General features: G+C 63.5%; 10 protein-coding genes. 3 read left to right on the top strand and 7 right to left on the bottom strand.

From position 1 onward, the window contains the following. Positions 1–232: 232 nt before the first annotated feature. On the bottom strand, positions 233–3,034 hold the full coding sequence (locus tag ACTJKX_RS05825) for an aminotransferase class I/II-fold pyridoxal phosphate-dependent enzyme (protein WP_440724652.1): 2,802 nt from the start codon (positions 3,032–3,034) through the stop codon (positions 233–235). Between the two features lie 385 nt (positions 3,035–3,419). Between ACTJKX_RS05825 and ACTJKX_RS05820 the strand changes: the two genes are divergently transcribed. Together ACTJKX_RS05820 and ACTJKX_RS05815 are read left to right on the top strand one after the other, a co-directional pair. After that, positions 3,420–4,226, top strand: coding sequence for a class I SAM-dependent methyltransferase (locus tag ACTJKX_RS05820; RefSeq protein ID WP_440724651.1), 807 nt, complete (start codon positions 3,420–3,422; stop codon positions 4,224–4,226). A 177-nt stretch (positions 4,227–4,403) separates the two neighbouring features. Then, positions 4,404–5,084, top strand: coding sequence for a haloacid dehalogenase type II (locus tag ACTJKX_RS05815; RefSeq protein WP_440724650.1), 681 nt, complete (start codon positions 4,404–4,406; stop codon positions 5,082–5,084). A 149-nt stretch (positions 5,085–5,233) separates the two neighbouring features. On the opposite strand, the gene ACTJKX_RS05810 is transcribed toward ACTJKX_RS05815, so the two are convergent. The 4 genes from ACTJKX_RS05810 to ACTJKX_RS05795 are packed head-to-tail and all read right to left on the bottom strand — an operon-like array spanning position 5,234 to position 14,332. Next, a complete protein-coding gene (locus ACTJKX_RS05810) occupies positions 5,234–8,341 on the bottom strand; it encodes an efflux RND transporter permease subunit (protein WP_440724649.1) in 3,108 nt (1,035 codons plus the stop codon). Further along, complete coding sequence (locus ACTJKX_RS05805) at positions 8,338–11,526, bottom strand: efflux RND transporter permease subunit (protein WP_440724648.1); 3,189 nt, start codon at positions 11,524–11,526, stop codon at positions 8,338–8,340. Before ACTJKX_RS05805 ends, ACTJKX_RS05810 begins: the two co-directional genes overlap by 4 nt. After that, complete coding sequence (locus tag ACTJKX_RS05800) at positions 11,523–12,887, bottom strand: efflux RND transporter periplasmic adaptor subunit (RefSeq protein ID WP_440724647.1); 1,365 nt, start codon at positions 12,885–12,887, stop codon at positions 11,523–11,525. The genes ACTJKX_RS05805 and ACTJKX_RS05800 overlap by 4 nt, the downstream gene beginning before the upstream one ends. 59 nt (positions 12,888–12,946) lie before the next feature. Further along, a complete protein-coding gene (locus tag ACTJKX_RS05795; protein ID WP_440724646.1) occupies positions 12,947–14,332 on the bottom strand; it encodes an efflux transporter outer membrane subunit in 1,386 nt (461 codons plus the stop codon). 679 nt (positions 14,333–15,011) lie between these two features. Here ACTJKX_RS05795 and ACTJKX_RS05790 point away from each other — a divergent pair. Continuing rightward, a complete protein-coding gene (locus ACTJKX_RS05790) occupies positions 15,012–16,166 on the top strand; it encodes a septal ring lytic transglycosylase RlpA family protein (protein WP_440724645.1) in 1,155 nt (384 codons plus the stop codon). Between the two features lie 93 nt (positions 16,167–16,259). Here ACTJKX_RS05790 and sseA read toward each other — a convergent pair whose 3' ends face one another. Continuing rightward, on the bottom strand, positions 16,260–17,105 hold the full coding sequence (sseA, locus tag ACTJKX_RS05785; protein ID WP_440724644.1) for a 3-mercaptopyruvate sulfurtransferase: 846 nt from the start codon (positions 17,103–17,105) through the stop codon (positions 16,260–16,262). Between the two features lie 9 nt (positions 17,106–17,114). Beyond that, entirely contained in the window at positions 17,115–18,629 is a 1,515-nt protein-coding gene (locus ACTJKX_RS05780) for a tetratricopeptide repeat protein (RefSeq protein WP_440724643.1), read from the bottom strand. Between the last annotated feature and the right edge of the window lie 14 nt (positions 18,630–18,643).

Raw genomic sequence — 18,643 nt, 5'->3', positions numbered from 1 at the left:
TTTCTCTAACTCTTTGTTTGGACGCGTCTTTGCGATTCTTGGTGATTCCAAGAAATCACAAACCGCTATGGGATCCGTGCGTCAATAGACGAATCGAATTGGCTCGACCTTTGTCATTGCCGGGCTTGACCCCAATCCAGCCCCGCCTTCCAGACGTCGAAGGCGCCCCCTGGATGCCCGGGTCAAGCCCGAGCATGACAAAAGTGGCGCCCAGCTATTTGCAGACGGTACCTCAGTTCTGCATGGCTTCCTGCTGGGCCTGGATCACGGTCGTCTTGGCCAGGGTCCGTTCTTCGGTGCGCGCCAGGGCCTCCTCGCTGAAGATGCGGAAGCCGAGATCGGGGCGATAGCCGTGGATCTCGTGCACGTCGAGCGCCGACATGAACTGCAGGATCTCCATGCTGATGACCTGGCCGGGCACCAGGATGGGGAAACCCGGCGGGTAGGGGATCACGAACAGGGCGGAGACCAGCTCGCGCCCGGCCTGGATCGCCCGTGACGCCTCCATCATGTTCACATACTCGCAATTGCTGTCGTCATAGGACAGGAAGAAGGCACTGCGGATGTCGCCATTGCGGGTCTGGGTGTTGCTGGTGAGATTGTCGCCCCTGAAGGCGCGATGGAAGCTGGAGAAGTCGGGCAGGGGCGGATGCTCCAGCGTCAGCGACCGCACCTTCTTGGCATGGATGCGGCGCTCGATGCTGCTCATGTCGGCGGCACGGCGGTCAAGGTCCCGGGCGATCTTGACCAGCACCTCGATCAGATAGGCCACCGCCGAGCGCGTCGAGCCGATATTGGTCATGAACAGGACGGTGTTACGCGAGGTCTTGTTGATCTGGATGCCGTATTTATCCATCAGCTCCTTGTTCTTGAAGGTGTCGCCGTCGAGGCCGGTGGCCCCGATCGCCAGCGTCGCTCGGGTTGGGTCCAGCGCGAACTCGTCGGTGCGCCAGGCGAGCTCGAAATTGTTCCAGCCCGTCTCCTCGTTGAAATAGCTTTCGACGCCGGATTCCCGGTGCTGCAGCGGCACGAGGTCGCCGACCGCCAGGAAACGAAAATAGCGCTTGAGCAGGGGATGCGCCTGCACCTGGTCGCGCAAATTCATCGCCAGTTCGAGCTGGCGCTGTACCAGTTCGTAACCCTCGAGCTCCACCTGCCGCCGCCCGACATCGAGCGAGGCGAGGATCTGGTAGTTCGGCGAGGTCGATGTATGGGTCATATAGGCTTCGTGGAAGGCTTCCTCCGCCTTGTCCCTGAAATCCTGGTCCCAGACATGGATCATCGAGCCCTGGCGCAAGGCCGTCAGGGTCTTGTGCGTGGAGTGCGTAGCATAGGCACGTATGCGTACCTTGTCGGGATCAGGGATCAGCTGCCGTTCGAGCAAAGCCTCTTCGTCGTCCCAATCGACGCTGGCCGCGAACTCCTCATAGCGCTTGGCGTAGCTGGGATCCTTGAACATCTCGGCAAGGCGCGCCGCCGTGGCCATGGCCGTGCGCGGCCGATAGACGGGGTGGCAGCGCGCGAAGGCGAACCAGGCCTCGTCCCACAGGAAGACCAGATCCGGCTTGATCGCCAGGCATTCCAGCATCACGCGCTCGACATCATAGACGATGCCGTCGAAGGTACAGTTGGTCAGCAGCACCATGCGGACGCGATCGAGCGTGCCGGCGCGCTTGAAGGTCAGCAACTGCTCCTTGATGTGGCGGATCGGCACCGCGCCATACATCGAATACTGGTCGAGCGGATAGGAATCGAGATAGGCGACCTGCGCGCCCGCCAGCACCAGGCCGTAATGATGCGATTTGTGGCAGTTGCGGTCGACCAGCACGATGTCGTCGGGCCGCACCAGGGCCTGCACCACGATCTTGTTGCAGGTCGAGGTGCCGTTGGTGGCGAAATAGGTACGGCGGGCGCCGAAGGCGCGGGCAGCATGTTCCTGGGCGATCTTCAAGGGCCCGACCGGATCGAGCAGGGAGTCCAGGCCGCCCGACGTTGCCGACGTCTCGGCCATGAACAGGTTCATGCCGTAGAATTGCGAGAGATCCCCGATCCAGCTCGAATTGAGGATCGCCTTGCCGCGGGCGAGAGGCAAAGCGTGAAACACCCCTGTCGGCTGCTTGGCATAGTCGCGCAGCGCGTCGAAGAACGGCGTGTGGTAGCGCTCGCCGACGCCCTGCATGATGGCGCCGTAGAGCTCGACGTGGTCCTCTTCGCCGAAGAAGATGCGCTTGAACACCTCGCCGGCGGTCGCCGCGATGTCCTCCACCTTCATGTCGGTGACCAGATAGAGGTCGAGTTCCGGACGCAAGCGGGCGATCTGGCGGCCAAGCAGCGGGCCGCGCTCGAATTCGGGGATGGTCTCGATGCCGTCCTGAACGCCGTCGAGAAAGCGGCGCAGCATGTCGTCGCTATAGATCGAGCGGAAGGGAAAGCCGTGGCGGATCACCACCGCCTGCAGATTGAAGTTCACCAAGGTGGCGATCAGGGCGTCTTCGAAGCTGGGCACGATGACGATGTCGAAGACGAACTCATCCTCGGCATGGCGCTTGCGCTGGACGCGCCGGCGTAGCGCCGCCTCTTCGCTCGCCGACATCTCGTCGACGATGAGCACCTCGAAATAGGGACGCGACAATTGCGCCTGGCGTTCGCTTTCGGTCTCGATCTGCGAGGGCAGTTCGCCCTCTCCTTCGAGCGAGCTTGCCTCGTGCCGATAGGTCCGGGCCACCAGCACGCGATGGATGCGGCGCGCGGTCTGGTGCGCGCGCGCCAGTTCTCCCCGTTCGATCCAGCTGCAGAGATCCGCGAAAACCCTGCCGCCCGGAAAGGCCCAGTAGCTCTCGATCGGCACCAAAGCGGCAATCAGCTCGTTGATATGGGCAAGCCGGGACTGGCGTTCGGGATGGTCGGGCGGGAGGGCTACCAATCGGCTCAGATCGTCGACAAGGCCGATCCAGCTTTCGGAGCGCATTTCCCATACGCTGCGATGACGGCTCAGCGAGTTCTTGCTTTTGTCGAACGAGACCCCGGCACTCATATGTTCCTCCAACGCATTATCGTTATACTTTGTGATTTCTTCCGTGAGAGGTGGTAGCGGACATCATAGGTTGAGCTCTCAGGACTATGCTTTCGCTTTCGGCCCAGGCACATTCCCTTATGCAACCATCACGCCCGTCACGCATCGTCGAAGATACTGATCGGCTCAATGTCGAATCTGTCGGCCAATCCTCCCTGCATCTCTTGATATTGGCAGTCAGATTACAGTCACCGGGATGTCGCACAAGCGGATTTCGGCGCCCATCCGAGCTATTTCGAAAGGGGGCGGCGGTTATTCATTCATCTTCCGCATAGGCAGGTACCATGGGACGTCGAGGGGCCGGCCGGCACTCGGACACACCAGAACAGGGCAGACGGGTAACGCCATGGCATCGACGATCGCGCGAACTGCTGGCAGGGTGCTCTTCGGGGAGAATGCCCGCGCCTATGCCACGTTCCGCCCTGGCTATCCCGAGCGTGTCTTCGATATCCTCAGGGCCCGCTGCGGGGCGGGCGAGGGCAGGACCGTTTTCGAGGTCGGCGCCGGGACCGGCCTGGCGACTGCTCCCTTGCTTGCCATGGGCTGCCGGGTGACGGCTGTCGAACCGGACGCAAAGCTGGCAGCCCTTCTCGTCGACAGCCAGGCCGCCTATGCGGAGCGGCTGGCCGTGCAGATCGGTCCGTTCGAAGAAGCGGCCCTGTCGCCCGGCTCCTTCGATCTTGGCATTGCCGCGACATCCCTGCACTGGGTCGACCCCGACCTCGCCCTGACCAAGGCATTCCATCTCCTCCACCCTGGCGGCCATTGGGCGATGTGGTGGAACATCTTCGGAGACCCTGACGAGCCCGACGCATTCCAGCAACGCACGCATGCGCTGTTCGAGCGATTGTCGAAAAGCCCTTCGCATGGCGATGGACCGAAGGGGCATTTCGGCCTCGATAGGAAGCGCCGCATCGCCGAGCTCGAGCAGGCGGGTTTTCGATCCATCGTCGCCGAGGAACTGCGCTGGCGCCCTGTTTTGAACAGGCAGCAAATCCTGGGGCTGACGGCGACCTTTTCCCCCGTCGCCCGCCTGCCGGAAATTGAGCGTCAGGCGTTCCTCGGTCGTCTCGGAGCCATTGTCGACGAGGTATTCGGGGGCAGGGTTCAGCGGCATTTCATGACGGCGATCTACGTGGCAAGGCGACCTTGAGAGGCACTCCACATATTGTCGCCATCTGGCGATCTTCGCACCACTCCTGGCAATCAGCTTGCCGCGACGCCGACCAGATGCTTGAAAGGCTTCTGGAAACTGTCCGGCGGAAGGCATCATCGGCAGTCCGCCCCATCGTTCACCCATTGTCATGACAGATTGCTGCAGGGTTCATCGATGAGTATGTCCGTTCCTTTTTCGGCCGTTTTGTTCGATGCTTACGGCACATTGCTCGATCTTGGCTTCATCACAGAAAAGGCGGAGCAGGCTTTTCCGGGGCATGGCGCCCAGCTCGCCACGCTCTGGCGCGACAAGCAGCTCAACTATACCTGGCTGCGTACGATCAGCGAAAACTACGCCGATTTCGCCTCGGTCACGGCCGATGCCCTGGATTATTCGATCGAGCGGCTCGGCCTCACAGCTTCTCGGCAAAAGCGGGAGGAGTTGCTGGCCGCCTACTGGTTCTTGCCGAGCTTTCCTGAAGCGCCTGCGACCCTGGCACATCTCAGGCAGAAGGGGGTGCGGCTCGGCATCCTCTCGAACGGCACGCCGGCCATGCTGGAAGCAGCCTTGCGGTCGTCCGGCCTCGATGGCCTCTTCGACGATATCCTCAGTGTCGATGCGGCCGGCTGCTACAAGACGGCGAGGGCTGCCTATCAGTTGGGAACCACTCGATTGGCCCTGCCGCCCGAGCGTATCCTTTTCGTCTCCTCCAATGGCTGGGATATCTGCGGCGCAACCTGGTTCGGCTATCGCACCTATTGGGTAAACCGCGCCAAGCAACCCGCGGAAAGATTAGGCATTTCTGCCTATGACACCGGCGAAAGCCTGAAGGACCTCGCGGCCCTGTTCGCTTAGGGCTACGGTTGCAGTTTTCATGCGAAGGAATTTGGAGTGTCAGCCTCCTGGCTGACATCCTGAAAACGAAGCGCTTTCCGGCGAGTCGGATGTCGGCCAGCAGACTGACACTCCGCATAGAACGCCTTCATGCAGGCACAGATGTCGTGCTAACCGGAATTTGATGCCTGCACCGTCGTTCCTGGCGGCTTCTGAGGCTTGACGCTCCAGCGGCGGTGAAGGCGCGACAGCATGAGATAGATCACCGGGGTGGTATAGAGCGTGAGGATCTGGCTGACGATCAGCCCCCCGACGATGGTGACGCCGAGTGGACGGCGCAGTTCCGTACCGGGACCGGTCGCCAGGATCAGGGGCAGGGCGCCCAGAATGGCGGCAAGCGTGGTCATCAGGATCGGGCGGAATCGCACCAGGCAGGCCTCGAAGATTGCGTCCCTGGCGCTGAGATTGCGCTCGCGCTCGGCCTCCAGCGCGAAATCCACCAGCATGATGCCATTCTTCTTGACGATGCCGATCAGCAGGATGATGCCGATGAAGGCAACGGTCGTCAGTTCCATATTGGCGAAATGCAGGGCGAGCAACCCACCCAATCCGGCCGATGGCAGGGTCGAAAGAATGGTGAGCGGATGCGCCAGGCTCTCATAGAGAACACCGAGCACGATGTAGACCGCCAGCAGGGCCGCCAGGATCAGCAGAGGCTGGCTTGATCCGGATTGGGCCGCCTGTTTGGCATCGCCGGCAAATTCCCCCCGGATATCGGCAGGCAGGTGCATGCCGGCGACTGCCGCCTCGATGGCCTCCGATGCATCCTGGATCTTGGTACCCGGCGTCAGATTGTAGGAAAGGGTGATAGCCGGATATTGGCCCTGATGATTGACCTGCTGCGGCGCGAGCCCGCGCTCCACCGAGGCAACCGCCGAAAGCGGCACCAGGCCCGACCGGCCGGGGACGTAGAGGTCCGTCATGTCGCCGGGATCGCGGCTTTGCTCGGGGGAGGCGGCGAGCACCACGCGATATTGGTTGCGCTGGGTATAGATCGTCGAGATCTGCCGTTGCGAAAATGCGTTGTTGAGGGCGCTGTCGATGGAGGTAATGGCCACACCGAGGCGTGCGGCAGCCTCGCGATCGATGACAAGCTTTGCTTGCAACCCGTTGCGTTGCCTGTCGGAATTGACATCGGTCAGGCCCGGCACGCTCTTCAGCCTCTCCATCACCTTCGGCGCCCATTCGACCAGCAGGTCGGCATCGCCCGACCACAGCGTATACTGGTATTGCGACTGGGACTGGCGCCCTCCCGCGGATACGTCCTGCGGCGAGAACATGAAGACGTTGAGCCCGGCGACGGCCCGTACGCCCTTGCGCAATTGAGCAATGACCTCCTCGGTGGGCGGGCGCTGGTCCGGAGGCAGCAGCGAAATGCTGAGCTGGCCGGAATTGGTGCCGCCGAAGGGGCTCGAACCGATGGAGGAACCGACCCCGGTGACATAGGGGTTGCGTTGAATAATGGCCGCGACCTCGCGCTGCCAGACCACCACCGCGTCGTAGGACGCATCCGAGGAAGCTTGAGAAAAGCCTTGAATGAAGCCGCCATCATCCTGAGGTACCAGGGATTTCGGCAAGGCATAATAGAGCCAACCCGTGCCGAAGACCGTGGCGAAGATGACAAGCAGCGTCAGAAATCCGTGATTGAGCACGCCGCGCAGGCTGGCGCCGTAAAAGCTCACGACCCGATGCAATATCCCCTCGACTAGGCGATCGAACATCCCCCGACCGACGCCGATGCTGTCATGGCCGCGATGGGCCAGGATCATCGGCGTCAGAGTGAGCGAGATCACGGTCGAGGCGATCACCGCAAAAGCCAGTGTCATCGCGAATTCGAACAAGAACTTGCCGGTAATTCCTCCGGCAAAGAGCAAAGGAATGAAGACGGCCAGGAGCGAGAGGCTGATCGACACCACGGTGAAGCCGATCTGCCGGGCGCCCTCGATCGCAGCCTGCAGCGGCGGCAGGCTGGCTTCGCGCTTGGCATGCACGTTCTCAACCATGACGATGGCATCGTCGACCACGAAACCGACCGAGACCACCAGCGCCATCAAGGAGAGATTGTCGATGGAAAAGTCGGACAGCCACATCGCCCCGAAGGTGGCGGCAAGCGAGAGGGGCACGGTGACACCGGCTGCCAGGACCGGCGTGGAGCGGCGGAGAAAGACGAAGACCACCAGCACGACCAGGAGGACAGAGGCCATCAGCGTCCATTGCATGTCGTCGACACTGGCGCGGATCGTCGTGGTGCGATCGGTCAGGATGTCGATGTCGATGCCGGCCGGAATTCTTGCCTTCAGAACAGGCAGCAACGCCTTGATGGCGTTCACGGTATCGATGACGTTGCCATTGGCCTCCTTGGTGATGTTGAGGAGGATGGCCGGCTTGCCATTATAGCTCGCGCTGGAGTTGAGGTTGCGCACGCCGCGCTCCACGGTGGCGATGTCGCCAAGCCGCACGGCGGTGCCGTTGCCGGCGCGGATGATGATGGAGGCATAGTCTTCGGGCGCCGACATCTGGCCACCGGCATCGAGCGCCATGACGATGTCGGGGCCATCCAGGGAACCGAGAGGGCTGATGGCATTGGCGGCCACGATCGCCTGGCGCACCGATTCCATCGACAGGCCCATGGCCGAGATGCGGTCTGGGTTGAGCGTAACCCGGATCGCCGGTTGATCGGCACCGCTGACGGCGACTTCGCCGACCCCCTCGACCTGGGAGATACGCTGCACGATCACGCTGTCGGCGGCATCGAACATGTCGCTGGCACCGACCGTGTCGGAGGTCATCGCCAGGATCAGGATCGGACGGGCGTTCGGGTTGAACTTGCGGAAGGAAGGCGCCGTGGACAGGTCCGATGGCAGGTCGGAAGCTGCGGCATTGATGGCCGCCTGCACGTCCTGGGCCGCACTATCGACATTCCGCGAAATATCGAACTGGATGATGATGAGGGTGGAGCCGAGCGACGAGCGCGAGGTGATCTCGGTCACGCCGGCGATCGAGCCGAGCTTGCGCTCCAGCGGCGCCGCGACGCTGGCAGCCATGGTCGACGGGTCGGCGCCGGGGCGGCTCGCCGTCACCACGATGGTCGGCAGGTCGATGGCAGGCAGGCTCGAGACCGGCAATTGGCGATAGGCGGCGAGCCCCACCAGCAGGAGGCCCATCGCCAGCAGGATGGTGCCGATCGGCCTGCGGATGAAGGGCTCCGAGATGCTCATGCCTGCGGCACCGCCTGTGGCTTGCGGGCAAGGCGCTCGCGCAACCGCTCGAAGCCGAGATAGATCACCGGCGTGGTGTAGAGCGTCAGCAACTGGCTGAGCAGCAAGCCGCCGATGATGGTGATGCCGAGCGGTATGCGCAGTTCCGATCCCATGCCGTGGCCCAGCGCCAGGGGTAGGGCACCGAACAGGGCGGCCAGGGTGGTCATCATGATGGGACGGAAGCGCAGGGCGGACGCGGTGACGATCGCCTCATGCGGATCCATGCCCTGCTCGCGCTGCGCCTCGATGGCGAAGTCGATCATCATGATGGCGTTCTTCTTGACGATGCCCATCAAGAGCACGATGCCGATCAGCGCGATGAGCGAAAGCTCGTGTCCGGTATATTCCAGCGCGAGCAGGGCGCCGACGCCGGCCGACGGCAGCGTCGAGAGGATCGTCACCGGATGGATGGCGCTCTCATAGAGGACGCCCAGCACGATATAGATGGTGATCACCGCCGCCAGGATCAGCCAGGGCTGGTTGGCGAGCGAGGAGGAAAACTCAGCCGCATCGCCGGTGAAACGGGTGGAGATCGACGCCGGCATGCCAATCGCGGCCTGTGCCTTGCGGATCGCGGCAACGGCATCGCTGAGCGAGGCGCCGTGGGCCACGTCGAAACTGATGGTCGCCGAGGGGAATTGATCGTCGTGCTCGACCACCAATGGCGCCGTCTCGTGGCGGATGCTGGTGAAGGCGCTGAGGGGGACCTGATTGTCGGCAGCGCCCGATACCGTCGGTATGTTGGTTGCCGTGCCACTGGCGCCGACCGTTCCCGCCGTAGGATTGGTGGTGGTGGCAAGCCCGGAGGAGCTGGCGGAACTGGCGACATAGATGCGGCTGAGTACGCTTGGTCCCACCTGGTCGTCCGGCTCGGCCTCCAGGATGACGCGATACTGGTTGGCCTGCGCATAGATCGTGGCGATCTGGCGCTGGCCGAAAGCGTTGTTCAGGGCGTTGGAGATGTCCTGCATGGAGACGCCGAGGCGGGAGGCGGTGTCGCGGTCGACATCCACGAAGAGCCTGGCGCCGCCATTCTGCACCTCCGAGGTGACGTCTCGCATCACACCGGAGCGCTCGAGCTCGGCGGCCAGCTGATCGGCCCAACGGTCGACGTCACCGGCATCGGTTCCGGTCAGCGTATACTGGTAGGGCGCGCGTCCGGCTCGGGCCGTGATGCGGATATCCTGCACGCTCTGATAGGTCACGCGCAGGCCCGGCAGCCGGCTGGTCTCGGCCTGCAGGCGCTGGATGATATCGGTAGCGTCCGCCCTGCGCTCGTTGCGCGGCTTGAGCACCAGGGAGAGTGAGCCGGTATTGGAGGTCAGATTGCTTCCCGAAACGCCGATGCTGGCAATGGCGGAAAGGACATCGGGATCCTTGCGGGCGATGTCGGCAATGGTCGCCTGAGCCTTCTTCATGGCATCGAAGGAGGCCGTCGGCTCCGCCTGGATCACGGCCGTGATCAGCCCGGTATCCTGCTGGGGCAGGAAGCCCTTGGGCATGGCGATATAGAGCCAGACCGTGGTCGCAAGGGTGCCCAATGTCAGGAGCAGCATCAGAAAGCCATGGCGCAATGTCCACACCAGGCTGGCCCGATAGCCGCGGATGACGGTGTCGAATCCACGGTCGATCCAATCCAGCACCCCCTTGCGCTCGCCATGGCCCGACTTGAGCAGGCGTGCGCACATCATCGGCGTCAGGGTCAGCGAGATCACGGCCGAGACCACCACGGCGATGGTCAGGGTCAGGGCGAATTCGCGGAACATGCGCCCGACGATGCCGGTCATGAACAGGAGGGGAATGAAGACGGCGATCAGCGACACCGTCAGCGAAATGATGGTGAAGCCGATCTCCTTGGCGCCCTTGAGCGCGGCATCAAAGGGATTCTCTCCTTCCTCGATGTGCCGCACGATGTTCTCGATCATCACGATGGCGTCGTCGACCACGAAGCCGGCACCGATGGTGAGCGCCATCAGCGAGAGATTGTCGAGGCTGAAGCCGCAGAACCACATGACGCCGAAGGAAGCAATCAGCGAGAGCGGCAAGGCGACGCCGGCGATGATGGTGGCACGCAGGGTTCTGAGAAAGATGAAGACGACGAGAATCACCAGGCCGACGCTGAGGGCCAGGGTCATCTCCACTTCGTCGATAGAGGCCTGGATGGTCTGCGTGCGGTCGTTGACGACCTCGAGCGAGACATCGGCCGGCAGGCTGCGGCGCAGTTCCGGCAGCGCCGCCAGCACGCTCTTGACCGTGGCGATCACATTGGCGCCTGGCTGGCGCATGATGTCGATCACCACGGCCGGCTGGCCGTTGTAATAGGCACCCACGCGTGCGTTCTCCAGGCCCTCGACCACATTGGCGATGTCCTTGAGACGCACGGGAGCGCTGTTGCGGTAGGCGATCACCACATCGGCAAAGGCATCGGCCGCACTGATCTGGTCATTGGCCGCGATCGTGTAGGATTGGGCCGCGCCATTGAGCGACCCCTTGGCGCCGGCTACTGTCGAGGTGGTGATGGCGAGCCTGATGTCCTCCAGGCCCAGCCCATAGGCCGCGGCCCGGGCGAGATTGACCTGCACCCGCAAGGCCGGGCGCACGCCCCCCTGCACGTCGACATGCCCGACGCCGCTGACCTCCGCGAAACGCTGGGCCAGCAGGGTATCTGCCATGTCGGACAGGTTCCGGATGGTCTGCGTCTTCGAGCGCAGCGCCAGGGTCAGGATCGGCGTGTCGGCCGGGTTCACCTTGGCGTAGCTCGGCGGATAGGGCAGCCCCGAGGGCAGGGTGGACGCCGAGGCATTGATGGCCGCCTGCACGTCCTGGGCCGCCCCATCGATGTCGCGGTCCAGATTGAATTGCAGCGTGATCTGGCTGATGCCGAAGGCTGACGACGACACCATGGTCGCGATCGACGGGATCTGGCCGAGATTGCGCTCCAAGGGGGCGGTCACCAGCTTGGCCATGGTTTCCGGTTCGGCTCCCGGCAACTGGGTGGTGATCTGGATGGTCGGGAAATCGACCTGGGGCAGGGGAGCGATCGGCAGCGCAAAGTAGCCGAGCAGGCCTCCCAGCAGCACGGCGATACCGAGCAGCGAGGTGGCGATCGGCCGAAGGATGAAGGGGGCGGAGACCCCGTTCATGGCGCCGGCGCAGCGCCGCCGCCCTGCTGGCGACGATGCCCTTTACGTTGAGGCTGGCCTTCCCCTCCCTCCGTCTTGCTACCGGTTTCCGGCTGGGCAGCCGGCGCGCCCAGCCCTTCTTCATCTTCCTCGGCCGGTACGGCGCCCGATTTGGAAACCTCGACCTTGGCGCCGTCGCTCAACCTGGCGAAGCCGGTGGTGATGATCTTTTCGCCATTTTTCAGGCCGCTATCGACGACAACCTGCTGATCGCCCTGTTGGCTGACGGTGACCGGACGCATCTTGGCGGTGCCGTCATCGCCGAGCACATAGACGAAGGTGCCGTTGGGGCCACGCTGAATCGCTGCCGTCGGCGCAACCACGACCCCCGCCAGCGTTCTCACCTTGAGCTTGGCATTCACGAAGGCCCCCGGCCACAGGCCCAGGGCCTCGTTGGGAAAGATCGCCTTGAGCTGAATCGTGCCGGTGCTGGCATCGACCTCGTTGTTGACGACTTCGAGCTTGCCGGTATCGATCAGCACCTTGTTGTCGCCGCGCAGCGCCTCGACCTGCAAAGGCTCCTTGCCGCCGGCCGGTGCGATCTCGGCCAGGGCCTGCTGCGGCACCGAGAACAGCACGGCGATGGGCTTGAGCTGGGTCAGTGTCACCAGTCCCGTGCTGCCCGACGCTTGGACGACATTGCCCACATCGACGCTGCGGATGCCGGCGCGGCCGTCGATCGGTGCGGTAATGGTGGTATAGGCCAGGGTCGCCTGCGCGCTGGCGATGGCCGCATCGTCCGATTTGAGCTGGGCCTCGTACTGCGCCACGGTGGAGCGCTGCGTATCGGCCGTCTGCCGGGTCACCGAATTGCTGGCGGCCAGACCGATATAGCGCTGGAGGTCGCGCTTGGCATTGTCGAGCAGGGCCTGGTCCTGGGCTCTTTTGGCAATCGCCTGGTCCAGTGCTGCCTTGTAGGTCGAATCGTCGATGCGAGCGATCACCTCGCCCTTCTTGACGTCCTGCCCCTCCCGAAACGGCATGTCGACGATCTGTCCGCTGACCTGGGGCGTGATGGTCACGGTATTGTACGCCTTCACGGTGCCGACGCCATAGAGATAGACCGGCACATCGGCTGTCTTGGCCTCGGCGATCAGCACCGGCAGGGGCCCGCCATCGAAGCTGCCGCGTCGGCCGCGCCGTCCGCCGCCAGCCCTTGGTGCGGCGGGCTTGCCCTGGTCCGCGCTCTCGGCCGGCGGCAGATAGGCCTGCAGCCATGGTGGGGCCGAGGCGCGCCAGCGATCACGCGTCAGATAGGCCGCCCCGGCTCCGGCAGCCAGCAGAATGGCTAATGTCGCGAGGCTGCGCGCAAGTTTGGGCATTTCAACTCACTCGAATCGAGAACGGGCGCGAGCAGGATTTCGCATCACCACGACACGCCCTAATTTTGCGGCGTTGGCGCGGCGGACATGGTCCAGCCGCCGCCCAAGGCCTGATGCAGGCTGATCAGCGCCTGCAGACGCAGCAGCTTCACCTGCACCAGCGTGTCCTGGGCGTTGAAGAGAGTTTGCTCGGTCTGCAGCACCGTCACCAGATCGACGGTGCCTTCGCGCAACTGCTGCTCCGAGATGGCGTAGGCCTTGCGCGAACTCACCACCACGGCCTGCTGCAGCGCTTCCTGGCGGGCATATAGGCGCACGGCCGCCAAGGCGTTCTCGACATCGACGAAGGCCTGCACCACCGTCTTGCGGTAGGCGGCAACCTGGGCGCTCTGCACGCCATTGGCGCGCTCGACATTGCCGCGCAGGGTTCCGCCATCGAAGATGGGTTGGGTCAGGCCTGCCGCGATCGAATAGAAACCCGATGCCGGATCGAACAGGCTCTTGAGCGCAGCGCTCTGGACGCCGCCTTGCCCGGTCAGCGAGATCGAGGGGAATTGGGCGGCTCTTGCCGACAACGCATCCTGATGGGACGCCATCAGGCTGGCTTCCGCCGCAGCGATGTCGGGCCGGCGCGTCAGCAATTGCGAGGGCAGCCCTGCCGCGACGACCGGCACGCGCAAACGGCCGAGACCGCCACCCTTGATGTCTACCAGGGCCGGGGGCTTGCCGACCAGCAAGGCGACAGCCGCCTTGTTCTGCGCTACCGACAATTCGAGCGGCGGGATGCTGGCGCGCTGCTGGTCGAGCAGGCTCTGCTGCTGGGCGACCTGCAGCGACGTCGCCGTTCCCGCTTTGAGCTGGTTGTTGATCAGCGTCATGATCCGGCTGGCACTGGCGACGTTCTCGCGCGCAATGCGAAGCCTGTCCTGGGCGCCGAGGATGGCAAAATAGGCATCCGCCACATTGGCGATCGCCGTCAGTTCCACCGTGTCGCGATCGAAGCGGCTTGCAGCCTCGCTCGACCTGGCACTGGCCAGGGCCTGGCTGTTCTTGCCCCAGAAATCGATCTCGTAGCTGGCACTCGCCGACAGGCCATAGGTGGCGCGCCCGCGTCCGACTCGCCCTGTCGACGAGGCTGCGCGGGCCCGCTGGGCCGAGACGTCGCCATCGATCTGGGGAAACAAGGGGGCCCTTGCAATGGTAATGCCGGCCTGGGCCTGCTCGATATTGGCGATGGCGGTTGCGATGTCGAGATTGCCCATCTGCGCCTGCGCGACCAGCGCCGTCAGTTCGGGAGAACCGAAACTGCGCCACCAATCCGTACGCAGAGGCTCGGTCGGCTTGGCTTTCGCAGCCTGGTCATAGGCGCTCGGCACGGCAATTGCGAGGTTGAGCGGGCGAACATCGGCGCAACCGGCCAGGATCGCCGCAAGCCCGGGCAACATACCGACTGCCGTTGCTGAAGTACGCATCTGACGAAGAGAAAACTTCACGATGGGGCCTTCGAAAAGGAGCGTTCCAGTGACCCTAGGGCAGGAATCACCAACATGCCAAGCACATAGCCAAGTCGACGGCATCGCGCGAGCGTTGCGGGAGCACCTGTTTGCTGGCAAGCGCCATGCCTCGATTCCTTTCCGTCATGCCGTGTGCCTCCAACTGGCCCGGCGACTATGGCAGGACCGTGTTTGCGGGGGTCGTTCTGCTCTGTAAAGTTGTGTGAAGTGAACTTTTTTGCCGGCAATCGAACAATGCTCGGCTGCACTGGTTAACCGCCCTTTTCCTACTGATTTTGTTCAGAAAATATTGACCCCACCATGGCCGCCGCCGCGAGTGGGCCGGTGTCCTGGTGCCGCACGAGCCCATTCGGGGGCTTTCAATTTGTCGGATCTTGCGCTATCGGCTGTTTACGGTTTGGAAACCTTGCCGCAATTCAGACGCAATGTCAGGGCGTCTTTATGGCGGAAATCGGGGAAATCCACCACCGGACACGAAGTGCAGAACGGCTTCGTGCTTCGAAATGAAACAGCAGGATGCGCTCGTACTGCGCCCCGCCATGTCGTGTTCGACACGCCATGGCCGCACGCAGACCACGACGCCTCTTCGCTCCATAAGAAGGATTCTGAGATGGCGGAAAACCTCTCGGCTGTTCCAAATCGCGTCGAGTTGCGTATTTCCGACACTTCATCTCCTTCCCGGGTATCCGGAGCGGTCGTCAAGGCGACCGTCGCCCTTGTGGGCTGTGCCGCATTGGCAAGTTGCGCCGCTCCCAACCAGGCCTATGCCCCCAAGCCTGCCACCATGCAGGTCGCGGCCGCCACCAGCACCACCGTCGTACCTCCGCCGGCAGGCACGCGCGTGGCCATGCCGCCCGTCCGCAGCAAGAACGGCACGGACAAGCCTTACGCCGTCGGCGGCAAGCGCTATGTGCCGGCAAGCCATGATTCCAAATACACCGCCGTCGGTCTGGCGTCCTGGTACGGCCCGGGCTTCAACGGTCGCAAGACGGCTGTTGGCGAACGCTTCGACATGACGGGGCTTTCAGCCGCGCACAAGACCATGCCGCTGCCGAGCTATGCCCGCGTCACCAATCTGACCAACGGCACCTCGATCGTCGTTCGCGTGAACGATCGCGGCCCCTATGTGCATGGCCGCCTGATCGACCTGTCGAGCCGGGCCGCTGACCTGCTGCAATTCAAGGGTTCCGGTGTCGGGCGAGTAAAGGTCGAGTATGTCGGCCGCGCTCCCGAATCCGGCTCCGACAACAAGATGCTGTTGGCGACGTTGCGGACCGACGGCACGCCGGCTCCCTTGCCGGCCGGCCTCCCGAACACCATGGTCGCCGATGCGGCTCCGCCGACGCGTCCGACCGCGACACCGATCCTGCCTGTCAAGGCCGTGACGCAGGTCGCTTCGGCAACCGAGGCCAAGCCCTCCAGGCTTGCAGCCCCCGAGATCAAGCCGGTGATGGTGCCGCCGGTCATTGCCCAGGCCGATCCGATGGATCCGCCCGTCGCCACGACGGAAGTGGCCGGCTTGACCAATATGGCGTTCACGCCGCTGCCGCCCTCGCGCCCGCGCAGTTCGGACGGTGTCCTGGGCAAGGTGTCGACCGGCTCGGTCGGCCAGGTCAATCTGGCGAAGGCCAAGGCGCCCGACGCTTCGATGGAACCGTCTATGGCCGTACAGCCAACGGCTCAGGCCTTTGCCGCGACACCGGCTCACGGGCCTGCGGTTCTGGCGCCGACTCCGCCCGTCACCGCTTCGATGGCTGGACAATAGGCCGGATCGCCAATCAACCAAAGAATCAAAAAGCTCGCACATCCCTTTGTGCGAGCTTTATTTTTGCGTGGATGAGGTCGTTTCCGCTCGCGTTTAACCGCCCGTTGCCAAAGGCAGATCCGGCCGGGCACCCCATTCGGCCCAGGATCCGTCATAGATACCTTCGACAGGCTTACCGACCGTATCGAAGGCCAGAGCCAAAATGGCAGCCGACACGCCTGAGCCGCAACTCGTCACCAGCGGTTTTTGGATATCGATGCCAGCCGCCGCCATCGCCTCCTTGATTGTCTCTGGAGAGGCCAGGCGGCCGTTTTCGACAAGAGCGGCATAGGGAAGGTTACGGGCGCCCGGCATGTGACCCGGGCGCACGCCCGGCCGCGGTTCAGCTGCCTCGCCGCGGAAGCGCTCTGCCGGCCGGGCATCGACGATTTCCGCGCTGCCTTCCGCCAAGGCGGCCTGGACCTCGCTGACGCTCTTGACCTGACTGCCGTCGAAACGCGCGGTGAAGCGAACCGGCACCGGATGCGGCTCACCGCTCTCGACCGGACGGTTCTCGGCCTGCCAAAGCGGAAAGCCGCCGTCGAGGATGGAAACCCTGGCGGCGCCGAAGATCCGGAAGGTCCACCACACTCGCGGCGCCGAGAACAGACCGGCACCATCATAAATGACGATATGCTTGCTCTCGGTGATGCCGAGCGTACCGACGGCTGCAGAGAAAACCTCGGGACTGGGCAGCATATGGGGCAGACCGCTGCTCGCATCGACCACCTTGTCGATATCGAAGAACACGGCACCGGGAATATGAGCGGCCAGAAATTCGGCCTGACCGTTGCGATTGGCGGCCGGCAGGTGCCAAGAGGCGTCGACCACAGCCAAGTTCTCGTCGCCGAGATGTGCGGCCAGCCAGGCTGTAGATACCAGGTGGGGAGAGGAGGTCATGGTATATCCCTATGCCTTCTTGCGGGTTTTCTTGCCGGTGAGCCGGTCGAGAGCCAGCCTGGCTTTCTCATGCCCCTGGGCAGCTGCCTTGCGATACCAGGCTATGGCGTCCTTCTTGCTGGCACGGATCCCGCGTCCGTCCTCATAGAAAACACCGAGATTGAACTGGGCGACCGGCTCGTCCTGCTCCGCCGCCAGCCTGAACCATTTCAACGCTTCGACTTCGTCCTTTGGTGCACCGGTACCATCGGCAAGTTGCACGGCAAGATTGGTCTGGGAAGGACTGTAACCATCCTCGGCTGCTTGCCGATACAGTGAAACTGCCTTGGCTGGATCCTTCGGGACGCCTTTGCCTTCGGCATAGAACAACGCCAGATTGTGCCGGGCTGCGTTATATCCCTTGTCCGCGGCCTTGGCATACCATTTGGCCGCCTCGGCCGGCTCGGGGGACAGGCCCAGCCCCTCGTCATAGGCATAGCCGAGATCCATCTGCGCCGAGCCCAGGCCCTGTTGCGCTGCCTTGGTGTACCAGACCACGGCAAGAGCCGCGCTCTTCTCGACTCCATCCCCCTTGGCATGACGTTGGGCGAGCTCATATTGAGCATTGGCGCTGCCGGCGGCAGCTGCCTTGCGATAGTAGTCTACGGCAGTGGCAGGATCGGCTGCGACGCCATTCGCCTGTTCGTACATGACCCCTAGATTATAGGCGGCTTCACCGTCGCCATGCTCGAAGGCTTGGCGATAAAGAGCCAGGGCCTGCTCGACGCTCTGTTCGACGCCGTCGCCTCTGAGATAGAGGCCGGCAAGATTGTTCTGGCAACCGCTTTCGCCCGCATCGGCACCCTTCTTGTACCACGCCACAGCCGCTGCGAAATCCGCTTCCACGCCACGGCCTTCCTCGGAAAGGATGCCCAGGTTGAGGAAAGCCCGTTTCTCGCCGAGGTCGACGGCCTGAAGGTAGGATTGGCGCGCCTTCTCATACTGCCCGGCCGCGTCCAGGGACCGCCCGAGCATATAGGCAAACCGCCCTTCCTTCGGCTGTTCGGCCAGAGCCTGCTCACAAGCCGGGATCGCCTTGGCATGATCGATATCCGCCATGGCGAACCCCGGGCCGAGGGAAAGCGGGTCGCTTCCGTTGCGCGAAGCCAGGCGGTCGCAATCGGTCACCGGCACACCGGTGCCGGGGCGGGACCGATCGGCGATCTCACGCTGTGTACAAGCCAGGTGCCTGGCGTAGGAGCCAGCTCCCGTTTCGACCTTGGTCCGGCCTTCCGCATAGCAGGCGCCCTGGATGTCCTCCGGTACCTTGGCCCAGATGTCGTTCAATTCGACATAGGCCGTCGATTCCCGGTTGAAACAGGCGACCATTTCCGGGCTATCCAGCATCACCTTCGGCGGCCGGCCGACCGTGTCCAGGCAATAATCGTCCGACCGATAAATCGGAAACATCTCCGCCGAGGCCTGCCCGGCGAGCACCGTCACCAGCGTCGCTGCCAGCGCGGCCCCGCCTATTCTTCCTGCCATCACGCCCCCAAAAG

The sequence above is a fragment of the Labrys sp. 22185 genome (assembly GCF_052045555.1).
GTDB lineage: Bacteria > Pseudomonadota > Alphaproteobacteria > Rhizobiales > Labraceae > Labrys > Labrys neptuniae.
The sequence above is the reverse complement of the archived record's forward strand: the minus strand, read 5'-3'. Positions and strand labels throughout refer to the sequence as shown.

Excerpts from the sequence above, each read along its gene's own strand:
- ACTJKX_RS05790 (WP_440724645.1), top strand. The coding sequence starts at position 15,012 with ATGGCGGAAAACCTCTCGGCTGTTCCAAATCGCGTCGAGTTGCGTATT.
- ACTJKX_RS05800 (WP_440724647.1), bottom strand. The coding sequence starts at position 12,887 with ATGCCCAAACTTGCGCGCAGCCTCGCGACATTAGCCATTCTGCTGGCT.
- ACTJKX_RS05780 (WP_440724643.1), bottom strand. The coding sequence starts at position 18,629 with ATGGCAGGAAGAATAGGCGGGGCCGCGCTGGCAGCGACGCTGGTGACG.
- ACTJKX_RS05825 (WP_440724652.1), bottom strand. The coding sequence starts at position 3,034 with ATGAGTGCCGGGGTCTCGTTCGACAAAAGCAAGAACTCGCTGAGCCGT.
- ACTJKX_RS05795 (WP_440724646.1), bottom strand. The coding sequence starts at position 14,332 with ATGTTGCCCGGGCTTGCGGCGATCCTGGCCGGTTGCGCCGATGTTCGC.
- ACTJKX_RS05820 (WP_440724651.1), top strand. The coding sequence starts at position 3,420 with ATGGCATCGACGATCGCGCGAACTGCTGGCAGGGTGCTCTTCGGGGAG.
- ACTJKX_RS05810 (WP_440724649.1), bottom strand. The coding sequence starts at position 8,341 with ATGAGCATCTCGGAGCCCTTCATCCGCAGGCCGATCGGCACCATCCTG.
- sseA (WP_440724644.1), bottom strand. The coding sequence starts at position 17,105 with ATGACCTCCTCTCCCCACCTGGTATCTACAGCCTGGCTGGCCGCACAT.
- ACTJKX_RS05805 (WP_440724648.1), bottom strand. The coding sequence starts at position 11,526 with ATGAACGGGGTCTCCGCCCCCTTCATCCTTCGGCCGATCGCCACCTCG.
- ACTJKX_RS05815 (WP_440724650.1), top strand. The coding sequence starts at position 4,404 with ATGAGTATGTCCGTTCCTTTTTCGGCCGTTTTGTTCGATGCTTACGGC.